The following is a 23003-nucleotide window of genomic DNA, read 5'->3' on the forward strand; positions in this document are numbered from 1 at the left end:
GAGAGAGCATAGAAAACCCCTCTCCTACCAGGGGAGAGGGGCGCTGCAAAGCAGCGGGGTGAGGGGCTCAGTACGGCTGCGCTTCCTTGCTGCGCTCCTCCGCCTGCTGCACGGCCTCGCGCTCGCGCTCCTCGCGGCCCCGTCGCACTTCCGCGAGTCCCTCGGCCACCCGGCGGCCATAGTCCTCGTCGCACTTCGTGAACAGCTCGACCATCCGGGCCTGCACCTCGGGGGTGGCGGCGGAGATGTTCTCCACGAGGTTCGAGATCAGGTCGTCGCGCTCCCAGTCCTCAAAGGCGCGGTACTGTTCGCCCGCCTGCTGGAAGTCGTTCGTGCGCTCGAGGGGTGCCCGCTGGAGGTGGCCCTCGACCCAGGGGGTGTATTCCACCACGTCACGCGGCGCCTCACGCAGGCCGTTCATGGAGTTGGGTTCGTAGTTGACGTGCGGGTTCTGCCCCGGCGCCACGTCCACCCGGTAGGCCATCTGCCCGTCGCGCTGGTTGGTGGCGACGTGCTTTTTGGGCGCGTTGATGGGAAGCTGGAGGTAGTTCGTGCCCACCCGGTAGCGCTGCGTGTCCGAGTACGAGAAGGTCCGGCCCACCAGCATCTTGTCGTCGGAAAAGTCCAGCCCGTCCACGAGAACGCCCGTGCCGAAGGCGGCCTGCTCGACCTCCGCGAAGTAGTTCTCGGGATTGCGGTCCAGGGTCATCTTGCCGACCGGGAGCCAGGGGAACTGCTCCCTGGGCCAGATTTTGGTGTCGTCGAGCGGATCGAAGTCGAGTTCGGGGTGGTCGTCGTCCGACATGATCTGGACGAACAGTTCCCACTGCGGATAGTCGCCGCGCTCGATGGCCTCGTAGAGGTCCTGGGTGGCGTGGCTGATGTTCTTGGCCTGAATGGCTTCGGCCTCGCGCTGGGTGAGGTTCTTGATGCCCTGCACCGGCTCCCAGTGGTACTTCACGAGGACGGCCTCGCCCTTGTCGTTCACCCACTTGTAGGTGTTCACGCCGCTGCCCTGCATGTGGCGGTAGTTCGCCGGAATGCCCCACGGCGAGAACAGCAGGGTCAGCATGTGCATCGCTTCGGGCGTGTGGCTCATGAAGTCGAAGATGCGCCCGCCGTCCTGCCGGTTGGTGACCGGGTCGGGCTTCAAGGAGTGGATCACGTCGGGGAACTTGATCGCGTCGCGGATGAAAAAGACCTTGAGGTTGTTGCCCACGAGGTCCCAGTTGCCGTCTTCCGTGTAGAACTTCACCGCGAAGCCGCGCGGGTCGCGCATCGTCTCGGGCGAGTGGCTGGAGTGGATCACGGTGGAGAAGCGCACGAAGACGGGGGTGCGCTTGCCCGGCTCCTGAAAGAGCTTGGCCCGCGTGTACTTGCTCACCGGCTCATCGCCCACCTTGCCGTAGGCCTCGAAGTAACCGTGTGCCCCGGCGCCACGGGCATGCACCACCCGCTCGGGGATGCGCTCGCGGTCGAAGTGGCTGATCTTCTCGAGGAACTGGTAGTTCTCCAGGGTGGCGGGGCCGCGCGTGCCCACGGTGCGCTGCTGCTGGTTGTTGCGGACGGGGTGGCCCTGCCGGGTGGTCAGGGTGCGCTCGCCCTCGGCGGCGGTGTGGTGGTCGGGAAGCTTCTGGTCGCTCATGGGTCCTCCTGTGGCTCAGCGTGCAACCGGGCGACGTGCCCGGCCGTGTCCTGGCCTCCAGTTCCAGACTGCCATACCCCGCCGGGGTGTTCCTTCGGCGGGAGACAGTCTTCAGGGGGCATGAAGGCGGCGCGGGCAGAAGGCGCCTGCGTGCCTATACTCGGGCGCATGAGTCCGCGACCCGGCGACCCCGCGCCCGACTTTCAGGCCCGCAGCGAGCAGAATGAGCCCCTTCACCTCGCGGCCCTGCGGGGGCGGTGGGTCGTGCTGTTCTTCTTTCCACGCGCCAACACCACCCACTGCCAGCTTCAGGCGCGGCGCTTCGAGGCCCTGATGCCCGAGTTCCGGGCGCTGGGCGCCCAGCCCATCGGCGTGAGCAGCGACAGCCGCACCCAGCTCGTCACCTTCCACGACGTGTGCCGGGTGAGCTACCCGCTGGTGCCCGACCCGGAGCATGTGCTCAGCGAGCGCTACGGCGTGCTGGACGACGCCTGGCCCGACAGCCCGGTGCGTCCGGCCCGCCGCGAGACCTTCCTGATCTCGCCGGACGGCACGGTCGTGCAGCACTGGACGAACGTGGACCCCGGCACCCACGCGGCGGAGGTGCTGGCCGAGGTGCGGGAGCGGGTCGCGGCGAACGCCTGAGGGTCACGCCTCCCGCGCCGCCCGCAGCAGTTCCCCACTGACAATCAGCTCGCGCACCCGCAGGAGGTCGGGGCGGTAGTAGCGGTCGCGCTGCATCGGGGCGACCTCCTGCCGCAGCCGCTCCCACGCCGCCTGCACGCCCGCCCCCGCCCGCAGCCCGCCAAAGTCGAGGGCTTGCGCCGCCGCAAGGAGTTCGACCGCCAGCACGGACGCCACGTTCTCCACGATCTGCCGGAGCTGACGTGCCCCGTGCGCCCCCATGCTGACGTGGTCCTCCTGATTGGCCGAGGTAGGGATGGAGTCCACGCTGGCGGGGTGCGCGAGCACCTTGTTCTCGCTGACGAGGGCCGCCGCCGTGTACTGCGCGATCATCAGCCCGGAGTTGAGGCCGCCCTGGGGTGCGAGGAAGGCGGGCAAGCCGGAGAGGGCCGGGTTGAGCAGTTGCTCGGTGCGGCGCTCGGAGATGCTGCCGAGCTCGGCCACGGCCACCTTCAGCGCATCGGCGGTCAGGGCCAGGGGCTGGCCGTGGAAATTGCCGCCGGAGATGACCTCGCCCCCATCACCAGCAGCGCCGTCGGGGAAGATCAGGGGGTTGTCGGTGACGGACGCGAACTCGACCCCCAGGACACGCCCCGCCTGCACCAGTGCGTCGTGAGAAGCCCCATGCACCTGGGGCACCGCCCGCAGGCTGTAGGCGTCCTGCACCTTGCCGCAGTTCGCGTGGGCGGGGGCGATCTCGGAGCCGTGCAGGAAGGTACGGACTTCCGCGGCCACCGCCACCGCGCCGGGGTGGGGCCGCAGGGCCACAACGCCCGCCGAGAAGGGGCGGTGCGAGCCCGACAGCGCCTCCACCGTCATTGCGGCGGCCAGATTCGCGGTGCCCAGCAGGGTCCAGGCGTCGGCCAGCGCGAGGGCCAGCAGGCTGCCCATCAGTTGGGTGCCGTTGATGAGGGCCAGCCCCTCTTTCGCCTCCAGCACCAGTGGCGAGAGGCTGAGGTCGGCCAGCACGTTGGCGGCGGGGCGCACCGCTCCCCCGTATTCCATCTCCCCCAGTCCGATCAGCGCGAGCGCGAGGTGCGCCAGCGGCGCGAGGTCGCCAGATGCTCCCACGCTGCCTTGCGCGGGGATGACGGGGTGGGCGCGGGCGTTCAGCAGCGCGAGCAGCAGCTCCACGACCTCCGACCGCACGCCCGAGTGCCCCAGCGCGAGCGACTGCGCCCGCAACAGCAGCATGCCGCGCACGACCTCGGCGGGCAGGGCCTCCCCCACCCCGATGGCGTGCGAGACGATCAAGTTGTGCTGGAGCTGGGCGAGGCTCTCGCGCCCCACCCGCACCGAGGCGAACTTGCCGAAGCCCGTGTTCACCCCGTAGACCGCCTCGTCGCCGTCCACGATGCGCTCCACGACCGCCCGCGCCCGCGCGACGCGCTCCCGGGCCGCGTCCGCGAGGCTTACGGGTTCACCGCCACGCACCACGGCGAGAAAGGCGTCCAGGTCGAGTTGATGGTCCAGAATCACAGCTTGGCCTCCTTGACGGGCTGGCCGCCCACGTACACGCCGCGCACCGGACTGGTCCCCAGCGTGTAGGCGAGGTCGCGCCAGTCGGCGGAGTGCAGGGCGAGAAAATCGGCCCGCGCCCCGGGGACGAGGGCACCCCGGTCACTCAGTCCCAGCGCGGCGGCGGCATTGACGGTGCAGGCCGTCAGCGCCTCGGCGGGGGTCAGGCCGCACAGCCGCACCGCGAGGGCGAGGGCCAGTTGCGAGCTGAACACGGGCGAGGAACCGGGGTTGAGGTCGGTGCCCACCGCCACGCACGCCCCCGCGTCCACCAAAGCACGGGCGGGGGCGGCGGGCAGGCCGAGGTGAAGGGTGACGCCGGGGAGAACGGTCGCCACCGTGGATGAAGCGGCCAGCGCCGCGACCTGCGCCGGGCCGCTTGCCTCCAGATGGTCCACGCTGAGCGCCCCCATCTCGCAGGCGAGTTCGGTGCCGCCGATGGCGTGGAACTGGTCGGCGTGGAGCTTGGTGGCGAGGCCGTGGGCTTGGGCAGCTTCGAGGATGGCCCGCGTTTCCGCGACGCTGAAGGCTTCCTTTTCGCAAAACACGTCTACAGCCTGAGCCAGATTGTCCTGAGCCACTTCCGGAATCAGTTCCTCGCAAACGGCGCGGACGTACTCGGCGCGGCCCTCAGGAGGGGGAACATGGACTAAGAGGGTGCGGATGACAGAGCCAGCAAATTCCGTCTCGGCAAAGTAAGCCGCCTGGAGCATCCGGAGTTCAGCATCGAAATCCAAACCGTAACCACTTTTGACTTCAATGGTCGTCGCCCCTGAATGTTGCAGCGCTTGAAGGCGTGGGAGGGCCAGCCTTGCCAGCTCCTCTTCACTCGCTGCCGCCGTCACCCGCATGGTGGAGTGGATGCCGCCGCCCCGCGCGAGGATCGTTTCGTAGGGCACCCCCTCCACCCGCGCTTCGAAATCCGCGAGGCGGTCCCCGGCCCAGACCGCGTGGGTGTGGGGGTCCACCAGCCCCGGCACCACCGCCACCCCGCCGAGGTCGCGCTTGTCGGCGGCCCCAGGAGCGTCGGCGCGGCCGCCCACCCAGCGGACCAGCCCGCCGGAGACAAGGAGGGCGGCGTCCTCCAGCACGGTCAGCTCGCGCATCGCCCGTCCCCCCTGCGGGCCGGGGCGGGGGGTGACGAGCTGGGAAATGCCGGTGTAGAGCGTGTCCGTCATCGGAAGACCTCCGCCAGCGTCTCCATGATCAGCCGCGCTCCGATCAGTTCGCTGCGCCCCGTCGGGTCGAGGTTCGGCGCGAGTTCCACGAGGTCGAAACCCACGACCGTGTTGCGGCGGGCTGTTTCCGCCAGCACGCGCATCGCCTGGCCGTAACTCAGTCCATCCGGCTCCGGGCTGCTCGTGCCCGGCAGCACGGCGGGGTCGAGGGCGTCGGCGTCCACGCTGAGGTAGACGTTTTTCCCAGTCGGCAACTGCGTCAGCACCCCGGCGAGGTCGGCAGCCACAGCCTCCATCGGGATCAGGGTATGGCCCCGCGCCCGCGCCGCCGCCACCGCCTCGGGGTCGAAGCGCAGTCCGCGCAGGCCCATGGTGGTGATGTGAACGAGGTTGGGCAGGGCCTCTGCCGCCCGACGAAAGGGGCTGGAGTTGGAGTAGCGGGTGTCGTTGCGGGTGTCGGTGAAGTCGAGGTGCGCGTCGAGCTGGACGACATGGAGGTCAGGCACGTCATCGAAGGCCCGCAGCAGCGGGAAGGTGACCGAGTGATCGCCCCCCAAGAACACCGGCAGGCGGCAGCGTTCCCGTATCCGCCGCGCCGCCCCCGTCGTGCGGTCGCGGGCAAGTTCGGGTTCGAGGGAAGGCAGCACCACGTCGCCCGCGTCGGTGAAGGTCGCGCCCGCCAGCCGGGTTACGCCGTCCAGCCCGGTGAAGGGGGGCACGTAGCGCAGGGACGCTTCCCGCAGTGCACGGGGCGCGAAGCGGGCACCGGGGCGGAAACCCAGCGCGAGGTCGAAGGGAATGCCCAGCACCCCCACGTCCGAGCGCCAGTCGCCGTCGGGGGGGGCGTGGGGGGCACGGGCGAAGGTGGGAATGCCCCCGTAGGGGAGGTGGGTGGGCTGGCTCACCCCTGCTCCTTCGTGTGGTCCTCAACGCCCAGGCTCGGCAGGTCCAGCCCCCGCTCCCGCGCCACGTCCAGCGCGAGGTCGTAGCCCGCGTCCGCGTGGCGGATGACGCCCATGCCGGGATCGTTCGTCAGGCATCGGCTGAGGCGTTGCGCAGCTTCCGGTGTCCCATCCGCCACGGCCACCAGCCCGGAATGTTGCGAGAAGCCCAGGCCCACGCCCCCGCCGTGGTGAAAGCTCATCCACGCGGCGCCCGAGGCGATGCCCACCCCGAAGTTCAGCAGCGGCCAGTCGGACACGGCGTCTGAGCCGTCCCGCATGGCTTCGGTCTCCCGGTAGGGGCTGGCGACCGACCCGGCGTCGAGGTGGTCGCGGCCGATCACGATAGGCGCCTTCAGCCGACCGTCGGCCACCATCTCGTTGAACAGCAGCGCGGCGCGGTCGCGTTCCCGGTACCCCAGCCAGCAGATGCGGGCGGGCAGGCCCTGGAAGGCGATCTGGTCGGCGGCGTAGGTCAGCCAGGATTGCAGCCGCTCGTCTTCGGGGAACAGGTCGAGGAGCGCCCGGTCGGTCGCGCGGATGTCCTCCGGGTCGCCGGAGAGGGCCACCCAGCGGAAGGGGCCGCGTCCCTCGCAGAAGGAATCGCGGATAAAGGCGGGCACGAAGCCGGGGTAGTCGAAGGCATTCTCGACGCCCGCCTCCCGCGCCCGGTGCCGCAGGTTGTTGCCGTAGTCGAAGGCGACGGCTCCCCGCCGCTGGAGCTCCAGAATCGCGCGGACGTGCGCGGCTATCGCCTCGTAGGCACGGCGGCGGTACTCCTCCGGGTCATCCTGGCGCAGGCGGGAGGCGTCCTCGTCGGCGGCGACAGGCGGGATATAGCCCCACATGGGGTCGTGGGCGCTCGTCTGGTCGGTGACGAGGTCGGGGGTATAGCCGATCTCCACCAGCCGGGGAATCAAGTCGGCGGCGTTGCCCAGCAGGCCGATGGAGCGGGCTTCTCCCGCCGCCTTGTACCCCTCGGCCCGCGCGATGGCGTCTTCCAGCGAGTCGGCCACCTCGTCGAGATAGCGGGTGTCGAGCCGCTTCTGGATGCGGGTGGGGTCAATTTCGATGGTGATGCTGACTCCCCCGGCCAGCTTCACCGCGAGGGGCTGGGCGCCCCCCATCCCCCCCAGGCCCGCCGTGACGGTGACGGTGCCCTTCAGCGAGCCGCCGAAGTGCTTGCGGCCCGCCGCCGCGAACGTCTCGTAAGTGCCCTGAAGGATGCCCTGGGTGCCGATGTAGATCCAGCTTCCGGCGGTCATCTGGCCGTACATGGCGAGGCCCGCGCGGTCGAGGCGGTCGAACTCTTCCCAGGTCGCCCAGTGCGGCACGAGGTTGGAGTTGGCGAGCAGGACGCGGGGCGCCCACTCGTGCGTTTTCAGGACGGCGACCGGCTTGCCCGACTGGATCAGCAGCGTCTCGTCGTTCTCCAGGCGATCGAGCGTCTCCACGATCTTGTGGAAGGCAGGCCAGTTCCGCGCCGCCTTGCCGCGCCCGCCGTACACGATCAGCTCGGCCGGGTGCTCGGCCACCTCCGGGTCGAGGTTGTTCATCAGCATTCGCTTGGCGGCTTCCTGAATCCAGCCCCGCGCGGTGCGCTGCGGCCCGCGCGGGGCGCGGATGACGGGGGCTTCGGGGAAGTCTATCTGAGTCATGCTCGGCTCCTTGCGCGGCGGGCGGGGAACATTGGAAGGGTGGACAACGCCCTCATCCTGGCGCGGTTCCCCGGGGTTGTCAGGCCGGTTTCCGTTTGAGCCGGAAAGGGTGTGGAATTGTGCTGCTCCTGCAAGAACTGGCCCGGCATACTGCCCCCCATGTGGAGCCGTCTGGAACGGGCCTGGGCCGTGCGAATGAGTGACCGGGCGCTGGCCCTGGAGACGGCCGGGGAACAGCCCCGGAGCGTGGGGCACGAGGTCCTGCGGGCCTACCTGCACTGGCGGGACGCCCAGTACGACGAGGCCTTCTTGTGTCTGGAGCGGGCCGACGCGCGGATGGAGGAAGCCCCGCCCGTCTGGGCCGCCCGCGCCGCGAACGTGCGGGGGGTGACCCTGCTCAACCTGGGGCGCGGGGGCGCCGCCCTGGCGGCCTTCCAGAGCCAACTGACGCTGGCCCGCGAGGCCCGCGACCCCGAGACGGAAGGGCTGGCCCACAACGACATCGGGGTGCTGCTGGTCTGGGACGATCCGCAGCGGGCGCTGCTGCGCTTCCGAATGGCCTATCAGGTGTTTCAGGACGCGGGGGAGGCGCAGCGGGCCAACCTGGGGCTGGCGGCCTTCAACCTCAGCGTGGCCCACGCGGAACTGGGGCAGCACGAGCGCAGCGACGCCCTGCTCGCGCAGGCGACCGGGCTGGTGCGGGAGGCGCGGGCGTGGCCCTACTGGGTGGGCACCGTCAGCCAGCAGGCGCTGCGGGCCGCCGCCGCCGGGAATCTGGACTTGGCGCGGCACCTCGTCACCGAGATTCCTGCCGACCTCCCGGCCGACAGCCACGACACCCTGCGCTTTTTCGCGGCGAAGGTGGAGGCGCTGCACGGCGACCCCGCGCGGGCGATCACGGCGCTGGAGGAGCTTTCGGGGTGGCTCGCCGGGCGCGACGACATGCGCGACGACTTTCTGGAGACGCAAGCCTACGCGCTGGAACGGCTGGGCGACTTTCAGGAGGCCGCCCGCGTGCTGCGTGCCCTGCTGGCCTGCGTGCGCGGGCGCCATGGGCGCGAGCAGGAAATGGGCCTCAAGGTCACCGAAACCATGCACCGCACCGAGGAGACGCGCCGGGCCGCCGAGCAGTTCTGGGCCGAGGCCGAGACCCTGCGCTCGCTGCACCGCGAGGCGGCCGAACTCAGCCTGCGCGACGACCTCACCGGGCTGCCCAACCGCCGCCATTTCGTCACCTGGAGCCGGGAGCACCTGCATGCCGGACACAGAATCACGCTGGCGTTCGTGGACGTGGACCACTTCAAAGCGGTCAACGACGCGCACGGCCACGACGTGGGGGACGCGGTGCTGCGCGAGGTGACGGCCCTGCTGCGGGCTCATCTGGGCGCGGGCGACCTGCTCGCCCGCCTCGGCGGGGACGAGTTCGTGGCCGCGCGGGTGGGGGCAGACGCCGCCGGACTCTCGCGGGGCCTGGACGTGGCGCGGCGGGCCTGCGAGGAGCGCGACTGGGCGGCGCTGGGCGCCGAGGTCCCGGTCACCCTCAGCATTGGGGTGGCGGTGGCCGGGGCACCGCTTCCGGAAGGCCTGCGCCGGGCCGATCAGGCGATGTACGCGGCCAAACGGGCCGGGCGCAACCAGGTCCGGGTCTGGGAGGAGGGGACGCCCGCTTGACGCCGTCCCGCCGCGGGGGGCCGGAGGCGGGGCGGGGCGCCGTCGCGGCGGCCGTGCGGCTGCTCGAAGTGTTCGACGCCGACCACACCGAGTGGCACCTCTCCGACCTCGCCCGGACGCTGGGACGGCCGACCTCCACCCTGCACGAGCAACTGGAAACGCTGGCCGCGACCGGCCTGCTGACGCGGGTGGGCCGGGGCCGCTACCGGCTGGGGTGGCGCCTGCTCAAGCTGAGTTCGGCCCTGTACGGCAGCCTGCCCTGGTACGCCCCCGCCCACGCGGCGATGGAGAGGGTGGCGCGGGGAACGCACCTGCTGGCCTTTCTGTGCGTGCTGGACGGCCAGGACGCGGGAAGCAGGCGGCTGCTGTGCGTCGCCCGCAGCGTGCAGGGCCGGGACGGGCCGCCGGTGGCGGGGGAACTGGACTTCGAGCTGCCTGCCCACGCCACCGCGAGCGGCAAACTGCTGCTGGCGTTGGCAGAGCGTCCCCTGCCCTCCCCCGCCCCGGCCTACACGGCCGCCACCCTGACCGACCCCGCCGCGTGGGAGGCCGAGGCTGCCGCCATCCGGGGCGCCGGGCACGCGGCCACTGCCGACGAATGGGCCGTGGGCACCGGGGGCCTGGCCGTACCCCTGCATGGCGCGGGCGGAGAGGTGCTCGCCGCGCTCGGCGTCAGCCTGCCGACCTCCCGGCTGCGGGAACGCGAGACGCTGCTGCGCACCCTGCACGCGGCGGCGGCGGAGGTGGAGTGGGCATTGGGGTACCGCCCCCCGCCCGCTTCGCGCTAGCCGAGCACTGTGGGATGTGATACCTCTGGCCCTGGTTGTGCGAACGGGGCGAACCGGCCCGGAAAGGTGGGGGGCGGCGTGAAGACGTTTTTTCGGGACAACGGGCTGTCGGTGGTGACCCTGGGGCTGTTTCTGGTGTTCTGGGCGGCGCAGGCCCTGACGGGCTTTCAGGTCCACAACAGCGACCTGGAGGAACACGGCCGCGCGGCGCTTTCGTTCGGGCGGTACCTCGGCACCGGGCACTTCTGGGAAGCGACGGGCGAGAACTGGGAGAGCGAATTTCTCCAGATGGCCGCCTTCGTGCTGCTGACCGCGCGGCTCTACCAGCGCGGCTCGGCCGAATCGAACCCATTGCCCGACGAGGAGCCACCCCCCCAGCCCAAGCCGGACGGCCCGGTCCCCAGCCCGGTGCGGCGCGGCGGCTGGGCAGCGCAACTCTACGGCCACTCGCTGTCGCTGACGCTGCTGACCCTCTTCGCCGTGTCCTTCGTGATGCACCTGCTGGGCGGCACCGCCGAGCACAATCTGGAAGAGGCCCTGCACGGCGCTCCCCCCATCTCGGTCCTGGAGTTCCTGGGCAGCGCGGACTTCTGGCAGCAGTCCTTTCAGAACTGGCAGAGCGAGTTCCTGTCGGTCGGGGCGATGGTGGTGCTGACCATTTTCCTGCGCGAGCGCGGCTCGGCCGAGTCCAAGGAGGTGGAGGTGCCCCACCGCCACACCGGGAAGTGAACCCGGCTCCCGGCAACTGATGCCCGTCTGACCGCCCCGTTCACGCCCGCGTCATCCGGCGGCTTCTCACCGGGCGCACACTGGGAGCATGCAAAAGCTGATCGGTTCCGCGTTGCTGGGTGCCCTGCTCGTCGGCTGCGGGGGACCCGCTCCGTCACCTGCTCCCTCGCCGGGAACGCCGACCTACTCGGTCAGTGGGCAGGTGCTGCTGCCGGGAGCGGGCGCGGCGTCGCTGACGCAGGGTGAGTTGGAGGCCCTCTGGGCGCTGCCGCACGTCCCCGGCGAGGTACTGGTCCGGGACGCGCGGGAAGGGGAGCTGGGGGCACAGGCCCTTTCCGTGCTGTCGGGCGTCACCCTTCAAGCGGTGCCGGGCACTGACCTCAGCCGGGCGACGACCCCGGCAGGTGAGCGCGACGAGGCGTTCGCGCAGAGGCTCGTGGCGGCGGGGCTGGAGGTGCAGCCCAACCTGATCTACCGCCCGCTGGCGGTGCCCAACGACCCCGGATTCCCGGCCAACGAGGGGCTGGCGGTGCCGGGCCGTCCGTACCTTTACGATCAGGACTACCTCACCCGCATCCGGGCGTTGGAAGGCTGGAACCGTCTGGAGGCTCTGGGCCAACCCAAGTCGGGCGTCCTGACGGCCGTGCTGGACACCGGGGTGGACCGCAGCCATCCCGAGTTGGCCGGGCGGCTGCGTCCGGGGCGCGACTTCTGCTCGCGGCTGGTGAACGACACCTGTCAGGGCACCGACGACGACCCCGCCGAGGTCACGGCGGGCGACGTGGGGCACGGCACGAGTTCGGCGGGGATCATCGCCGCGAACACCAACAACGGTCAGGGCATCGCCGCGCTGACTTGGGGCGGCACGGTGCTTCCGGTGAAGGTCTTCGGGACCGACGGACGCATCTCCGGGGCCACCAGCGCCAGCCTGACGGCGGGCCTGAACTACGCGGTGGCGCAGGGAGCGCGGGTCATCAACCTGAGTCTGGGGTTCGCGGGAGAGAACGGGCAGCCCGCACAGACTGATCCCGCCATCGCGCAGGCGCTCGCGGCGGCGGCCGGGGCCGATGTGGTGGTCGTCGCGGCGGCGGGCAACACGCCGAATCAGGGGCTCTATTACCCTGCCAGCGATCCCAACGTCCTCGCGGTGGGGGCCATCGGGCGCGACGACAGCCTCGCCTGCTACAGCGCCCGCCCGGTCGCGGGGCAAAAGGCACTCGACCTCGTGGCGCCGGGGGGCAATGCGGGCACGGGCGGACCGAACTGCTACGTCACCAGCGACTATGACATCCTTACGTTGACGACCGTCGCGCTGGGGCGGTACACCCTGCGGGCCGGGACCAGTGAGGCGGCCCCGCAGGTGAGCGGCGCGGCTTCCCTGCTGCGCGGCGCGTTTCCCAACCTGACGGCGGCGCAGGTGCGGCAGGCCCTCACGGCGGGCGCCCGGCAGGCGAATGGGCAGCGGATTCTGGACGTAGCGGGCGCCGTCGCCCAGGCCGAGCGGCTCACGACTGCCCCCACCAACCGGGCGTACACCCTCGTCGTGGAGGCGCGGCGCGGCGGCAGCGCCGTGACGACCAAGACCTTCACGGGCACGCTGTCGCAGGGGCAGCGGGCGATCAACTACAGCCTGAACGGCCTCGCGGCGGGAAGCTACACCCTGACCGCCCGCGTCACGCTGAATAACCCGAATGAGACGGCCGCGGGAACGCGCAGCGTGCAGGTCAGCGGCAACCTCAGCGGCGTCGACATCCAGACCCAGCGCTGAGCGGGAGGGGACGGGGCGGCCGACCCACACTTGGAGCCGCCGCCCCGCCCCGCCGGGCTGACCCCGCCATCACCCGGCGGCGCCCGCTTGCGCCTATCATGAACCCGTTATGAAACGCTGGTTCCTGACCGCCGCGCTGCTGGGCTCCGTCGCCACGGCCGCGCCCCTCACCGTTACCATCCTCCACACCGACGACCTGCACGGGCACCTCGACCCGGTCAAGATCGGGGAAGGCACCTACGGCGGCTACGCCCGCCAGACCACCCTGATCAAGCAGTACGCCGCGCAGGACGTGAACCCGCTGGTCCTCTCGGGCGGCGACACCTTCCAGGGCACGCTGTTTTACAACGTCTACCAGGGCCTCGCCGACGTGCTGTTCATGAATTACCAGGGCTATCAGGCCATGGCCGTGGGCAACCACGAGTTCGACAACGGCCCCGAGGCGCTGGCCCGCTTCGCGCAGAAAGCGCAGTTCCCGCTGCTGGCCTCCAACCTCGACCTCAGCGCCGAGCCGCTGCTGCGCGACCTGATCAAGCCCTACGCGGTCCTGAGCGTGGGCGGCGACCGGGTGGGTGTGATCGGCGCCGTGACGCCCGACCTGCCGCTGATCAGCTCGCCCGGCCCGAACGTGAAGATGCTGGAACTGATGGGCAGCCTGAACAACAGCGTCAAGGCTTTGCAGGCCCAGGGCATCAACAAGATCGTGCTGGTGTCGCACCTGGGCTACACGGTCGAGCAGCAGGTCGCCAAGACGGTGCCCGGCATCGACGTGATCGTGGGCGGGCACTCGCACACCCTGCTGGGCACCTTCGACAACAAGGACTTCCCGACCCCCGAAGGCCCCTACCCCACGGTCGTTGCCAACCCCGACGGCAACCGCACCCTGCTCGTCGCCGCCTGGGAGTGGGGCAAGGTGCTGGGGCGCCTGAAGGTGACCTTCAACGACGCGGGTGCGGTGGACAGCTACGAGGGCAACCCCATCGTGGTGTCGGCGGCGGTCGCCGAGGACCCCACCGCCAAGCGCATGATCGAAACGCTCAGCGTGCCGATCGCCAACCTGCGCCGTCAGGTCGTGGGCACGACCACCCGTGGCCTGAACGGTGCCCGCGAGATCGTCCGCAAGCGCGAGAGCGGCATGGCGAACGTGCTGGCCGACGCGGCGCTCGCCGCCGGACAGCGGGCCGGGGCGCAGATCGCCTTCGTGAACGGCGGCGGCGTGCGCTCCTCCATCGACGCGGGGCCGATCACCTTCGAGGAAGCGATCACCGTGCAGCCCTTCGGCAACACGCTGACGATCCTCGACCTCACGGGCGCCGAGATCAAACGGGCGCTGGAGCACGGCGTGGCGACCTGGAGCGAGAACAAGGGCCAGTTCCTGCACGTGTCCAAGGGCATGAGCTACACCTTCGACCTGTCCAGGCCCGCCGGAAGCCGCGTCACCTCGGTGACCCTGAACGGCCAGCCGCTGAGCGACACGCAGACCTACACGGTCGCCATGAACACCTTCACCGCCAACGGTGGCGACGGGTTCGACGTCTTCAAGGGTGCGAAGGGCCGCCGCCTGGATACCGGCACCCTCGACATCGACATTCTGGTGAACTACTTCAAGGCCAACCCCACCATCGACGCGCAGCCGGAAGGCCGCATCGTGCTGGTGAACGAGCCGAAGTAAGGGAAGAACCGGTCAGAGGGGGCGTGCCTGCGGGTACGCCCTTTTTTCATGGATGTGGTTATCAAATGTAAATCTGTTGACACCTCTATCATTCGCTTGTAAGCTTCAATGCATGACCGCCCTTGCGACCGCCAGCAAAAAACCCACCGCGCCCCCTGGGTGAGGTGAGTGCTGTCGTGAGACGCGTGCCCCGCCTGACCCGAGCAGGCGGGGCTTGTTTTGGCCCCTCCCCCATCCCCCCTATCCCCGGAGAGAGACATGACCCCAGCCCCACCTCGCCGCCCCCTGATCGTGGACACCACCCTGCGGGAAGGTGAGCAGTTCGCCGCCGCGCACTTCAGCTCCGAGCAGAAGTTGCGGCTGGCCCGCGCCCTCGACGCCTTCGGGGTGGAGTACCTCGAACACACCTCGCCCGTGGCCTCGCCGGGCAGCGAGCGCGACCTGCGGGCGCTGGTGGGGCTGGGGCTGAATGCCCGCGTGGTCACCCACGTCCGCTGTCACGAGGACGACGTGCGCCGGGCGCTGGACTGCGGTGTGGACGGGGTGAACCTGCTGTTCGGCACCTCGGCCGTGCTGCGGGAGGCCAGCCACGGGCGGGGCGTGGAGGCGCTGCTGGCCGAGGCGCTCACGGCCATCCGACTCGCGCAGGGGGCGGGGGTGGAGGTGCGCTTCTCGTGCGAGGACGCCTTCCGCACCGAGACGGCCGACCTGCTGCGGGTCTACACCGCCGTGGACGCCTGCGGAGTGGACCGGGTGGGCGTGGCCGACACGGTGGGGGTTGCCACCCCGCGCGAGGTGGAGCGGCTGGTGGGCACCGTGCGGGCGGCGGTGCGCTGCGACATCGAATTCCACGGGCACAACGACGGCGGCTGCGCGGTCGCCAACGCCGCCGCCGCGTTCGAGGCGGGGGCCACCCACCTGAACGTGACCGTGCTGGGCATCGGCGAGCGCAACGGGATCGCGCCGCTCTCGGGGCTGATCGCCCGGCTGTACCTCTCGGACCCGGCGCTGGTAGACGCCTACGACCTCGCGGCGCTCCCCGCCCTCGACGCGCTGGTCGCGGAGATGGTGGGCGTGAACATTCCCTTCAACGCCTGCATCACGGGCGAGACGGCCTTTACCCACAAGGCCGGGCTGCACACCAACGCGGTGCTGCGCGAGCCACGGGCGTATGAGGCACTGGACCCCGGCGTGTTCGGGCGCGAGCGGCACCTGCTGAGCGGGAGCCGCCTCACCGGGCGCCACGCCGTCGCCCACCGCGCCGCCGGGCTGGGCGTCCACCTCTCCCCCACCGACCTGCGCCGCCTGACCGCCGAGGTCAAGGCCGCCGCCGACGCCGGGGCGCTGGGGAATGCCGAGCTGGACGCGCTGATTCTCGCCTTTGCCGGGACGCTGCCCGTGCCCGCCGCCCTCGTCTCGAACGCCTGAAAGGACTTCCCATGACCCTGACCTCTCAACCTCAAACCCTCGCCGAACAGATTCTCTCGCACGCCTGTGGGCAGCACGCCTACGCGGGCGAGGTCGTCACCTGCGCGGTGGACCTCGCCATGGTGCACGACTCCATCGCGCCCGCCGTGATTCGCATCCTGACCGGGGAGCTGGGCGCCGCGGGCGTGTGGGACCGCGAGCGGGTGGCCGTCGCCATCGACCACGTCGCGCCCGCCGCCACCATCCAGACCGCGACCGCCCAGGACGGGGTGCGGCGCTGGGCGCTGGAGCAGGACCTCCCCCACTTCTTCGAGACGGGCCGGGGCATCTGCCATCAGGTGATCCTGGAGGAGCGGCTGGCGCGGCCCGGCATGCTGGTCGTCGGCTCGGACTCGCACTCGACGGCGTACGGAGCGGCGGGGGCCTTCGGGACCGGGATGGGCGCGACCGACATCGCGCTCGCGCTGGCGACCGGGCAGACGTGGCTGCGGGTGCCGGAGACGGTGCTGATCCGCGCCCGTGGGGAACTGCGCCCCGGCGTCTCGGCCAAGGACGTGGCCCTCCACATCGCCCGCGAGCTGCGGGCCGACGGCGCGACCTACGAGGCCATTGAATACCACGGCTTCGATGCCTTCACCCTGGGCGAGCGCACCACCCTGACGAGCATGGCGGTGGAGGTCGGCGCCAAGGCCGGGATCGTGGCACCCACGGGTCCGGCGCTGGCCGAGTACGACGTGCCGGAGTGGTTCGGCGTGCAGCCCGGCGCGAGCTACCGCCGGGTGCTGGAGATCGACCTCGGCGCCCTGGAGCCGCAAGTCGCCGCCCCCAGCTTCGTGGACAACGTGACCGACCTGGACGAGGTGGCGGGCGGGGACCCCATCGCCGTGAATGTCGTGTACCTGGGCACCTGCACCAACGGGCGCCACGAGGACATGGCGGCGGCGGCCCGCATCCTGCGCGGGCGGCGGGTGGCGCGGGGGGTGCGGCTGATCGTGGTGCCCGCGTCGTCGCAGGCATTGGCGCAGGCGGCGGAGGACGGCACCCTCAGCGTGCTGCTGGAGGCGGGCGCGGCCATCGGCACGCCGGGCTGCGGCGCGTGCATCGGGCGGCACATGGGTGTGCTGGCTCCCGGCGACGTGTGCCTCTTTACCGGCAACCGCAACTTCCGGGGCCGGATGGGCAGCCCGGAAGCCCAGATCTACCTCGGCTCGCCGGAGGTGGCCGCCGCCACCGCCGTGACGGGGTACCTCACCGATCCCCGCACCCTGGCGCCCCTTTCCGCCTGATTCCCTTTCCGGAGGCCCTGCCATGACCCTGACCGCTCCCCCGACCCAGACCTCCCCCAGCCTGACCGCCCGCGTCTGGCGCTTCGGCGCCGACGTGAACACCGACCAGATCGTGCCAGGACGCTTCGCCCCCTACATGACCTCGGAGGCGGAGCTGCGCAAGGCCCCCTTCATCGAGGCGCGGCCCGAGTTTGCGCCCACCGTGCAGCCCGGCGACCTGATCATCGCGGGCAACAATTTCGGCTGCGGGTCGTCGCGCGAGTACGCTCCGCAAGCGCTGAAGCTCGTGGAGGTCGGCGCGATCATCGCTCCGAGCTTCGCCCGCATCTTCTTCCGGAACGCCCTGAACCTCGGCATCCCCGTTTTCGAGGCCGACCTGACCGAGCTGGAGGACGGCGAGCGGGTTTACCTCGACCTGGAAACGGCCGTGCTGTACACGGGGCGCGGCGAGCTTCGGCTGCCCCAGCCCCCCGCCTGGATGCGCGAGGTCTGGCAGGCGGGCGGCATCGTGCCCTACTACCGCGCCCACGGCCGCTTTCCCGGCGTGCCCTCGACCCTTTAACCCCTCCCGACCCCCAAGGAGTTCCCCATGACCTGCCCCGAATGCGACGCCCCCCTCACCATCGCCCCTGACGTGATCGAAGGCGAGATCATTCCCTGCCCCGACTGCGGCGCCGAGTTGGAGGTGCTGTCGGTGTCGCCGGTCGAACTCGCGCTCGCGCCCTCGGTCGAAGAGGACTGGGGCGAGTGACCGTGACCCCCCGCCTCGGCGTCCTCGTGTCGCGCGTCCGCGCGGAGGAGAAGCTGCTGCTCTCGGAACTGGACCGCCGCCGGGTGCCCTACACCCGCATTGACGACGGCGACCTCGTGTTCGACCTGCGCGAGCGCGAGTTTCCTTTCGATGCCGTGCTGGAGCGGTCCATCTCCTACGGGCGGACCCTCTACACCCTGCGGGCGCTGGAGGCGCGGGGGGTGCGCTGCGTGAACCCGGCGGCGGTCGTGGAGACGTGCGGGGACAAGTTCCGCACGACCCAGGCGCTGGAGGTGGCCGGCGTGCCCACTCCCCGCACCCTGATCGCCTTCACGCCGGAGGCCGCGCTGGAGGCGATCGAGCGGCTGGGGTACCCGGTGGTGCTCAAGCCCGTGGTGGGCTCGTGGGGCCGCCTGGTGTCCCGCGTGAACGACCGCGACGCGGCGGAGGCCGTGCTGGAGCACTTGCAGGTCCTGGGCTCGTGGCAGCAGCACATCTACTACGTGCAGGAGCATGTCCGCAAGCCGGGCCGTGACATCCGCGCCTTCGTGGTGGGGGACGAGCCCATCGCGGCGATCTACCGCACCTCTAGCCACTGGATCACGAACACGGCGCGGGGCGGGCTGGCGTCGAATTGCCCGCTGACGGGCGGCGTGGGTGACCTCGCCCTGCGGGCGGCGCGGGCGGTGGGCGGCGGCATCCTGGCCGTGGACCTCTTGGAGACGGCGGACGGCGAACTGCTTGTCAACGAGGTCAACCACACGATGGAGTTCCGCAACTCCATCGACACGACCGGGGTGGACATTCCCGGCGCGATGATCGACTACCTGCTGGCCCAGGCAAGGGCGGCGGCCCCCACGCCGGAGGCGGTGGCATGATTCGCGTCGCCATCGCGGGCGGGTCGGGCTACGTGGGCGGCGAGTTGCTGCGCCTGCTGCTGTGGCATCCGGAGGTGGAAGTCGTGGCCGTCACGTCCGAGCGCCGGGCCGGGCAGTACGTGGCGGCCACCCACCCCAACCTGCGTGGGTGGACCGACCTGCGCTTCGTGCCGCTCGCGGAGTTGACCCCCTGCGACGTGCTGTTCACGGCCCTGCCGCACGGGTACGCGGCGGAGCAGATTGAGCACCTCTGCACCCTGGCTCCCCGCCTGATCGACTGCTCGGCCGACTTCCGGCTGGACGACGCGGATGCCTACCGCGAGTGGTACGGGCGCGAGCACCCGGCTCCCCAGTGGCTGGGGCGCTTCGCCTACGGGCTGCCGGAAGCGAATCGGGAGGCCATCCGCGAGGCGCGGTACGTTTCCGGCGTGGGCTGCAACGCGACCGCCGTGAACCTCGCGCTGCTGCCACTGGTGCGGGCTGGGCTGCTGGACCCCGCGCGGCCCATCATCGCCGACGTGAAGGTCGGCTCCTCGGAGGGCGGCGACCGGGCCAGCGAGTCGAGCCACCACCCCGAGCGCTCCCACGTCGTGCGCTCCTTCGCCCCCACCGGGCACCGCCACACCGCCGAGGTGCGGCAGGTGCTGGGGGTGGACGCCGAGCTGTCGGTCACGTCGGTGGAACTCGTGCGTGGGGCACTGGCGACCGTTCACGCCTGGCTGCGCGAGCCGCTGGAGGACCGCCAGCTCTGGAAGGCGTACCGCGCGGCCTACGGCGCCGAGCCCTTTGTCCGCATCGTCCACGAGAAGGGCGGCAACTACCGCCACCCCGAGCCCAAGATTCTGGCGGGGACCAACCTAACGGACGTGGGCTGGAGCGTGGACCCCCGCACGGGCCGCGTCGTCGCCCTCTGCGCCATCGACAACCTGATGAAGGGGGCGGCGGGCACGGCGGTGCAGGCCCTCAACCTGACGCACGGCTGGCCGGAACAGACCGGGCTGCGGCTGATCGGGCTGCATCCGGTATGACCTCACAAGGAGACCTGACTTACGTGACTTCCCCCCTCGTCATCAAGATCGGCGGCGCCGAAGGCGTGGACCAGCAGGCGCTGTGCCACGACCTCTCCGCGCAGTGGCGCTCGGGCCGCCCGCTCGTCGTCGTTCACGGTGGCTCGGCCGAGACGGACGCGCTGGCCGCCGCGCTGGGCCACCCCTCGCGCACGCTGACCGCTCCCTCCGGCCACGTGAGCCGCTACACCGACCGCCGCACGCTGGAGATCTTTGCGATGGCGACCGCCCGCGTGAACCGCCTGCTGGTCGAAACCTTGCAGGGCCTCGGCGTGAATGCGCTGGGCCTCAGCGGGGCAGATGGCCGCCTGCTGCGGGCACGGCGCAAGGAGGTGCAGCGCAGTGTGGAGGGGGGCCGGGTGCGGCTCGTGCGCGACGACTGGACGGGCACAGTGACGGCGGCAAATGGCGAGCTGCTGCACCTGCTGCTGGAGGCTGGATACCTCCCCGTCGTCGCGCCGCTGGCGATCAGTGACCGGGGCGAACTCCTCAACGTGGACGGGGACCGGGCCGCCGCCGCCGTCGCCGGGGCGGTCGGAGCGGGGACGCTGCTGCTGCTCAGCAACGTGGCCGGGCTGCTGCGCTCTTACCCCGACGAGGGGAGCTTGGTCGGGCATGTCCCGGCCCACGGGGTGGAGGAGGCGCTGGGCTGGGCGCAGGGCCGGATGAAGCGCAAGGTGCTGGGAGCGGGCGAGGCCCTCGCGGCGGGCGTGCCCACGGTCGTGATCGGGGATGGTCGCCGGGCCACGCCCGTGGGGGACGCGCTCGCCGGACGCGGCACCGTGCTGGGCGCTCCGCTCGCCGGAAGGGTGCCCGCATGACCGCCACCCTGGACCCCCGCACGCTGGAGGCGCGGCACGGGACGGGCGTGTATGCCAAGCGGCCCCTCACGCTGGTGCGCGGGCAGGGCGCGACCCTCTGGGACGACGCGGGCCGGACGTACCTCGACTGCGCTTCCGGGCAGGGGGTGGCGAACGTGGGGCACAGCCATCCCCGCGTCGTCGCCGCCGTGCAGGCGCAGGCCGCCACGCTGGTCACCTGCCAGGAAGCCGTCTACAACGACGTGCGGGCGGCGTATCTGTCCGAACTCGCGGGGGTGCTGCTCGCCGGGCTGGACCGCATCTTTCTGTGCAACTCCGGCGCGGAGGCGGTCGAGGCCGCGATCAAGTTCGCCCGCGCGAGCACCGGGCGGCCCGGCGTCGTCGCGGCGATGCGCGGCTTTCACGGGCGCACGCTGGGGGCACTCAGCGCGACCTGGGAGGCCCACTACCGCGAACCCTTCGCGCCGCTGGTGCCGGAGTTCGGGCACGTCCCCTACGGCAATCTCGCCGCTTTGGAGGCAGCGATCACCGACCAGACCGCCGCCGTCCTGCTGGAGGTCGTGCAGGGCGAGGGCGGCGTGCGGCCCGCCTCCGACGAGTTCCTGCGGGGAGCCGAGCGGCTGTGCCGGGAGCGCGGTGCCCTGCTGCTGATCGACGAGGTGCAGACCGGCTTCGGGCGCACCGGGCGGCTGTTCGCCTGCGAGCACAGTGGGCTGGAACCCGACCTCCTGATTCTCGGCAAGGCCATCGCGGGCGGCGTGCCCATGGGGGCAGTGGCCCTGGGGCCGCGTGTGGGGCAGATGGCGCCGGGCACCCACGGCTCGACCTTCGGCGGCAATCCGCTGGCGTGCGCGGCGGCGCGGGCGGTGCTGGCCGTGATGCGTGACGAGAACCTGCCCGCCGAGGCGGCCCGCAAGGGTGAGTGGCTGCTGGACCGGCTGCGGGCGCTGCCGCACCGCCGCATCCGCGAGGTGCGCGGGCTGGGGTTGATGGTCGGGCTGGAATTGCGCGACCGGGTGGCCCCCCACCTCGCCGCCCTTCAGGAGCGCGGCGTCCTCGCCCTGCCCGCCGGGCCGAGCGTGCTTCGGCTGCTGCCCCCGCTGGTGATCTCGGACGCCGAACTGGAACAGGTCGTGCGGGCGGTGGACGAGGTGCTGGCATGACCGTCGCCCCCGTCCTCACCACCGAGGAAGCCCTTGTGTATGGCCTCGTCGCCATTCCCAGCGTGTCGGAGGAGGAGGGAGAGGCGGTGACTTGGCTGGTGGAGCAGATGACCCGGCTGGGCCTGAGCGCCCACGTGGACGCGGCGGGCAATGCGGTGGGCGTGCTAGGAACCGGCTCACCGCAGACCGTCCTGCTGGGCCACATCGACACCGTGCCCGGCGACCTTCCGGTGCGGGTGGAGGGCGGCGTGCTGCACGGCCGGGGCGCGGTGGATGCCAAGGGAGCGCTCGCCGCCTTCGTGAGCGCAGCGGCGCGGGTGGCCCGGCGGGGCGACCTGCGCGGCCAGATCGTCGTCGTGGGCTGCGTGGAGGAAGAAGCGTCGTCCAGCAGGGGGGCACACCACGCCCTGACCGAGTACGCGCCCGACTGCTGCATCGTGGGCGAGCCCAGCGACTGGCGGCGGGTCACGCTGGGATACAAGGGATCGCTGCGGCTGCGGGCGCGGCTCTCAGTGCCCTGCGGCCACTCCGCCCACCAGCGGCAGACGGCGGCGGAGGCGATGGTGGCTTTCTGGCAGCGGGTGGGGGCGTGGGCTGCCGACCTCACCGGGCATGCACCCCGCGCCTTCGACCAGCTTCAGCCCACCCTGCTGCACCTCAATACGGCCAGCGACGGCCTGACCGAGACGGCGGTCGCGGAACTGCACCTGCGCCTGCCCCCCGCGCACCCGCCCGGCCCCGTGCTGGAGGGGCTGCGGGGACTGGCCGCCGACCTCCCCGACCTCTCGCTGGAGGTCCTGGGCGAGTGCCCCGCCTTTCAGACCGACCGGACCTCGCCGCTGGTCCGCACCTTCACCCGCGCAATCCGGGCGCAGGGGGAGCAGCCGGGACTGGTGCTCAAGACGGGCACCGCCGACCTCAATGTGGTTGGTCCAGTGTGGGGCTGCCCGGTGGTGGCCTACGGGCCGGGCGACGCGGCGCTCGACCACACGCCGCACGAACGGCTAAGTCTCGAGGAATACAGGCGGGCGGTGGACGTGCTCGGGGCGGTGCTGGCCGAGGTGCACGGCTGAGAGCGTGTTTCAAAGTTCAAAGGTCGGAATTGATCTCCTACCCACCCGATGACACGGGCTTTCCGTCCCTCCCCTCTTGTGGGGACTGGTGCAGCTCGCACCGCGAGGGCTAAGACTCGCGGAGCTGCGAAGCAGAGGAGGGTGGGCGGCGAAGTCGTCCCAAGACGAGAACAGCATCTCCTGGCCTCCTCGGTGGGGCCTTTTGGCAACAGGGGCAGATACGGCTGCCGTCCAAGCCATTCTCGAACCGGCAGAGCGCCGACAGGGGAACTCCTTTCCCGGCC

General features: G+C 71.2%; 20 protein-coding genes. 15 read left to right on the forward strand and 5 right to left on the reverse strand.

Features of this window, described 5'->3' with window-relative positions; genetic code table 11:
* Positions 1–67: 67 nt before the first annotated feature.
* Positions 68–1645 carry a catalase gene (locus tag L1280_RS08725; protein WP_253581724.1) on the reverse strand — a complete coding sequence of 526 codons (1578 nt, stop codon included), beginning with the start codon at positions 1643–1645 and terminating at the stop codon, positions 68–70.
* 168 nt (positions 1646–1813) lie between these two features.
* Between L1280_RS08725 and L1280_RS08730 the strand changes: the two genes are divergently transcribed.
* Positions 1814–2290 (forward strand): peroxiredoxin, encoded by a 477-nt coding sequence (locus L1280_RS08730; protein ID WP_253581725.1) that lies wholly within the window; start codon positions 1814–1816, stop codon positions 2288–2290.
* 3 nt (positions 2291–2293) lie between these two features.
* On the opposite strand, the gene hutH is transcribed toward L1280_RS08730, so the two are convergent.
* Genes hutH through hutU form a run of 4 tightly spaced genes read right to left on the reverse strand, consistent with a single transcriptional unit; the run spans position 2294 to position 7624 of the window.
* The gene (gene hutH / locus L1280_RS08735; protein WP_253581726.1) at positions 2294–3808 is read right to left on the reverse strand and encodes a histidine ammonia-lyase; all 1515 of its coding nucleotides are present in this window, start codon (positions 3806–3808) and stop codon (positions 2294–2296) included.
* Positions 3805–5025: an imidazolonepropionase gene (hutI, locus tag L1280_RS08740; protein WP_253581727.1), complete on the reverse strand. Its 1221-nt coding sequence runs from the start codon at positions 5023–5025 to the stop codon at positions 3805–3807. Before hutI ends, hutH begins: the two co-directional genes overlap by 4 nt.
* Positions 5022–5930: an arginase family protein gene (locus L1280_RS08745; RefSeq protein ID WP_253581728.1), complete on the reverse strand. Its 909-nt coding sequence runs from the start codon at positions 5928–5930 to the stop codon at positions 5022–5024. Before L1280_RS08745 ends, hutI begins: the two co-directional genes overlap by 4 nt.
* A complete protein-coding gene (hutU, locus tag L1280_RS08750; protein ID WP_253581729.1) occupies positions 5927–7624 on the reverse strand; it encodes a urocanate hydratase in 1698 nt (565 codons plus the stop codon). Before hutU ends, L1280_RS08745 begins: the two co-directional genes overlap by 4 nt.
* 159 nt (positions 7625–7783) lie before the next feature.
* On the opposite strand from hutU, the gene L1280_RS08755 reads away from it, so the two are divergent.
* The 14 genes from L1280_RS08755 (at position 7784) to L1280_RS08820 (ending at position 22719) form a co-directional block, all read left to right on the forward strand.
* The gene (locus L1280_RS08755; protein ID WP_253581730.1) at positions 7784–9295 is read left to right on the forward strand and encodes a diguanylate cyclase; all 1512 of its coding nucleotides are present in this window, start codon (positions 7784–7786) and stop codon (positions 9293–9295) included.
* Complete coding sequence (locus tag L1280_RS08760) at positions 9292–10083, forward strand: IclR family transcriptional regulator (protein WP_253581731.1); 792 nt, start codon at positions 9292–9294, stop codon at positions 10081–10083. Before L1280_RS08755 ends, L1280_RS08760 begins: the two co-directional genes overlap by 4 nt.
* Before the next feature lie 78 nt (positions 10084–10161).
* The gene (locus L1280_RS08765; protein ID WP_253581732.1) at positions 10162–10812 is read left to right on the forward strand and encodes a DUF6766 family protein; all 651 of its coding nucleotides are present in this window, start codon (positions 10162–10164) and stop codon (positions 10810–10812) included.
* Positions 10813–10900: 88 nt separating this feature from the next.
* Positions 10901–12580: a S8 family serine peptidase gene (locus L1280_RS08770; RefSeq protein ID WP_253581733.1), complete on the forward strand. Its 1680-nt coding sequence runs from the start codon at positions 10901–10903 to the stop codon at positions 12578–12580.
* Positions 12581–12689: 109 nt separating this feature from the next.
* Positions 12690–14252: a bifunctional UDP-sugar hydrolase/5'-nucleotidase gene (locus L1280_RS08775; protein ID WP_253581734.1), complete on the forward strand. Its 1563-nt coding sequence runs from the start codon at positions 12690–12692 to the stop codon at positions 14250–14252.
* A gap of 258 nt (positions 14253–14510) precedes the next feature.
* Positions 14511–15680 carry a homocitrate synthase gene (gene lysS / locus L1280_RS08780; protein ID WP_253581735.1) on the forward strand — a complete coding sequence of 390 codons (1170 nt, stop codon included), beginning with the start codon at positions 14511–14513 and terminating at the stop codon, positions 15678–15680.
* 11 nt (positions 15681–15691) lie between these two features.
* On the forward strand, positions 15692–16966 hold the full coding sequence (locus L1280_RS08785) for a 3-isopropylmalate dehydratase large subunit (RefSeq protein ID WP_253581736.1): 1275 nt from the start codon (positions 15692–15694) through the stop codon (positions 16964–16966).
* Between the two features lie 22 nt (positions 16967–16988).
* Complete coding sequence (locus L1280_RS08790; protein ID WP_253581737.1) at positions 16989–17528, forward strand: homoaconitate hydratase; 540 nt, start codon at positions 16989–16991, stop codon at positions 17526–17528.
* A gap of 27 nt (positions 17529–17555) precedes the next feature.
* A complete protein-coding gene (locus tag L1280_RS08795) occupies positions 17556–17717 on the forward strand; it encodes an alpha-aminoadipate/glutamate carrier protein LysW (RefSeq protein WP_104992533.1) in 162 nt (53 codons plus the stop codon).
* The gene (gene lysX / locus L1280_RS08800) at positions 17714–18595 is read left to right on the forward strand and encodes a lysine biosynthesis protein LysX (RefSeq protein WP_253581738.1); all 882 of its coding nucleotides are present in this window, start codon (positions 17714–17716) and stop codon (positions 18593–18595) included. Before L1280_RS08795 ends, lysX begins: the two co-directional genes overlap by 4 nt.
* Complete coding sequence (argC, locus tag L1280_RS08805; protein WP_253581739.1) at positions 18592–19623, forward strand: N-acetyl-gamma-glutamyl-phosphate reductase; 1032 nt, start codon at positions 18592–18594, stop codon at positions 19621–19623. The genes lysX and argC overlap by 4 nt, the downstream gene beginning before the upstream one ends.
* Before the next feature lie 23 nt (positions 19624–19646).
* On the forward strand, positions 19647–20483 hold the full coding sequence (locus L1280_RS08810) for a [LysW]-aminoadipate kinase (RefSeq protein WP_253581740.1): 837 nt from the start codon (positions 19647–19649) through the stop codon (positions 20481–20483).
* Entirely contained in the window at positions 20480–21646 is a 1167-nt protein-coding gene (locus L1280_RS08815) for an aspartate aminotransferase family protein (RefSeq protein WP_253581741.1), read from the forward strand. The genes L1280_RS08810 and L1280_RS08815 overlap by 4 nt, the downstream gene beginning before the upstream one ends.
* Entirely contained in the window at positions 21643–22719 is a 1077-nt protein-coding gene (locus tag L1280_RS08820) for a [LysW]-lysine hydrolase (RefSeq protein ID WP_253581742.1), read from the forward strand. The genes L1280_RS08815 and L1280_RS08820 overlap by 4 nt, the downstream gene beginning before the upstream one ends.
* The last annotated feature ends 284 nt before the right edge of the window (positions 22720–23003 follow it).

The sequence above is a fragment of the Deinococcus sp. HSC-46F16 genome, assembly GCF_024171495.1.
Lineage (GTDB): Bacteria > Deinococcota > Deinococci > Deinococcales > Deinococcaceae > Deinococcus.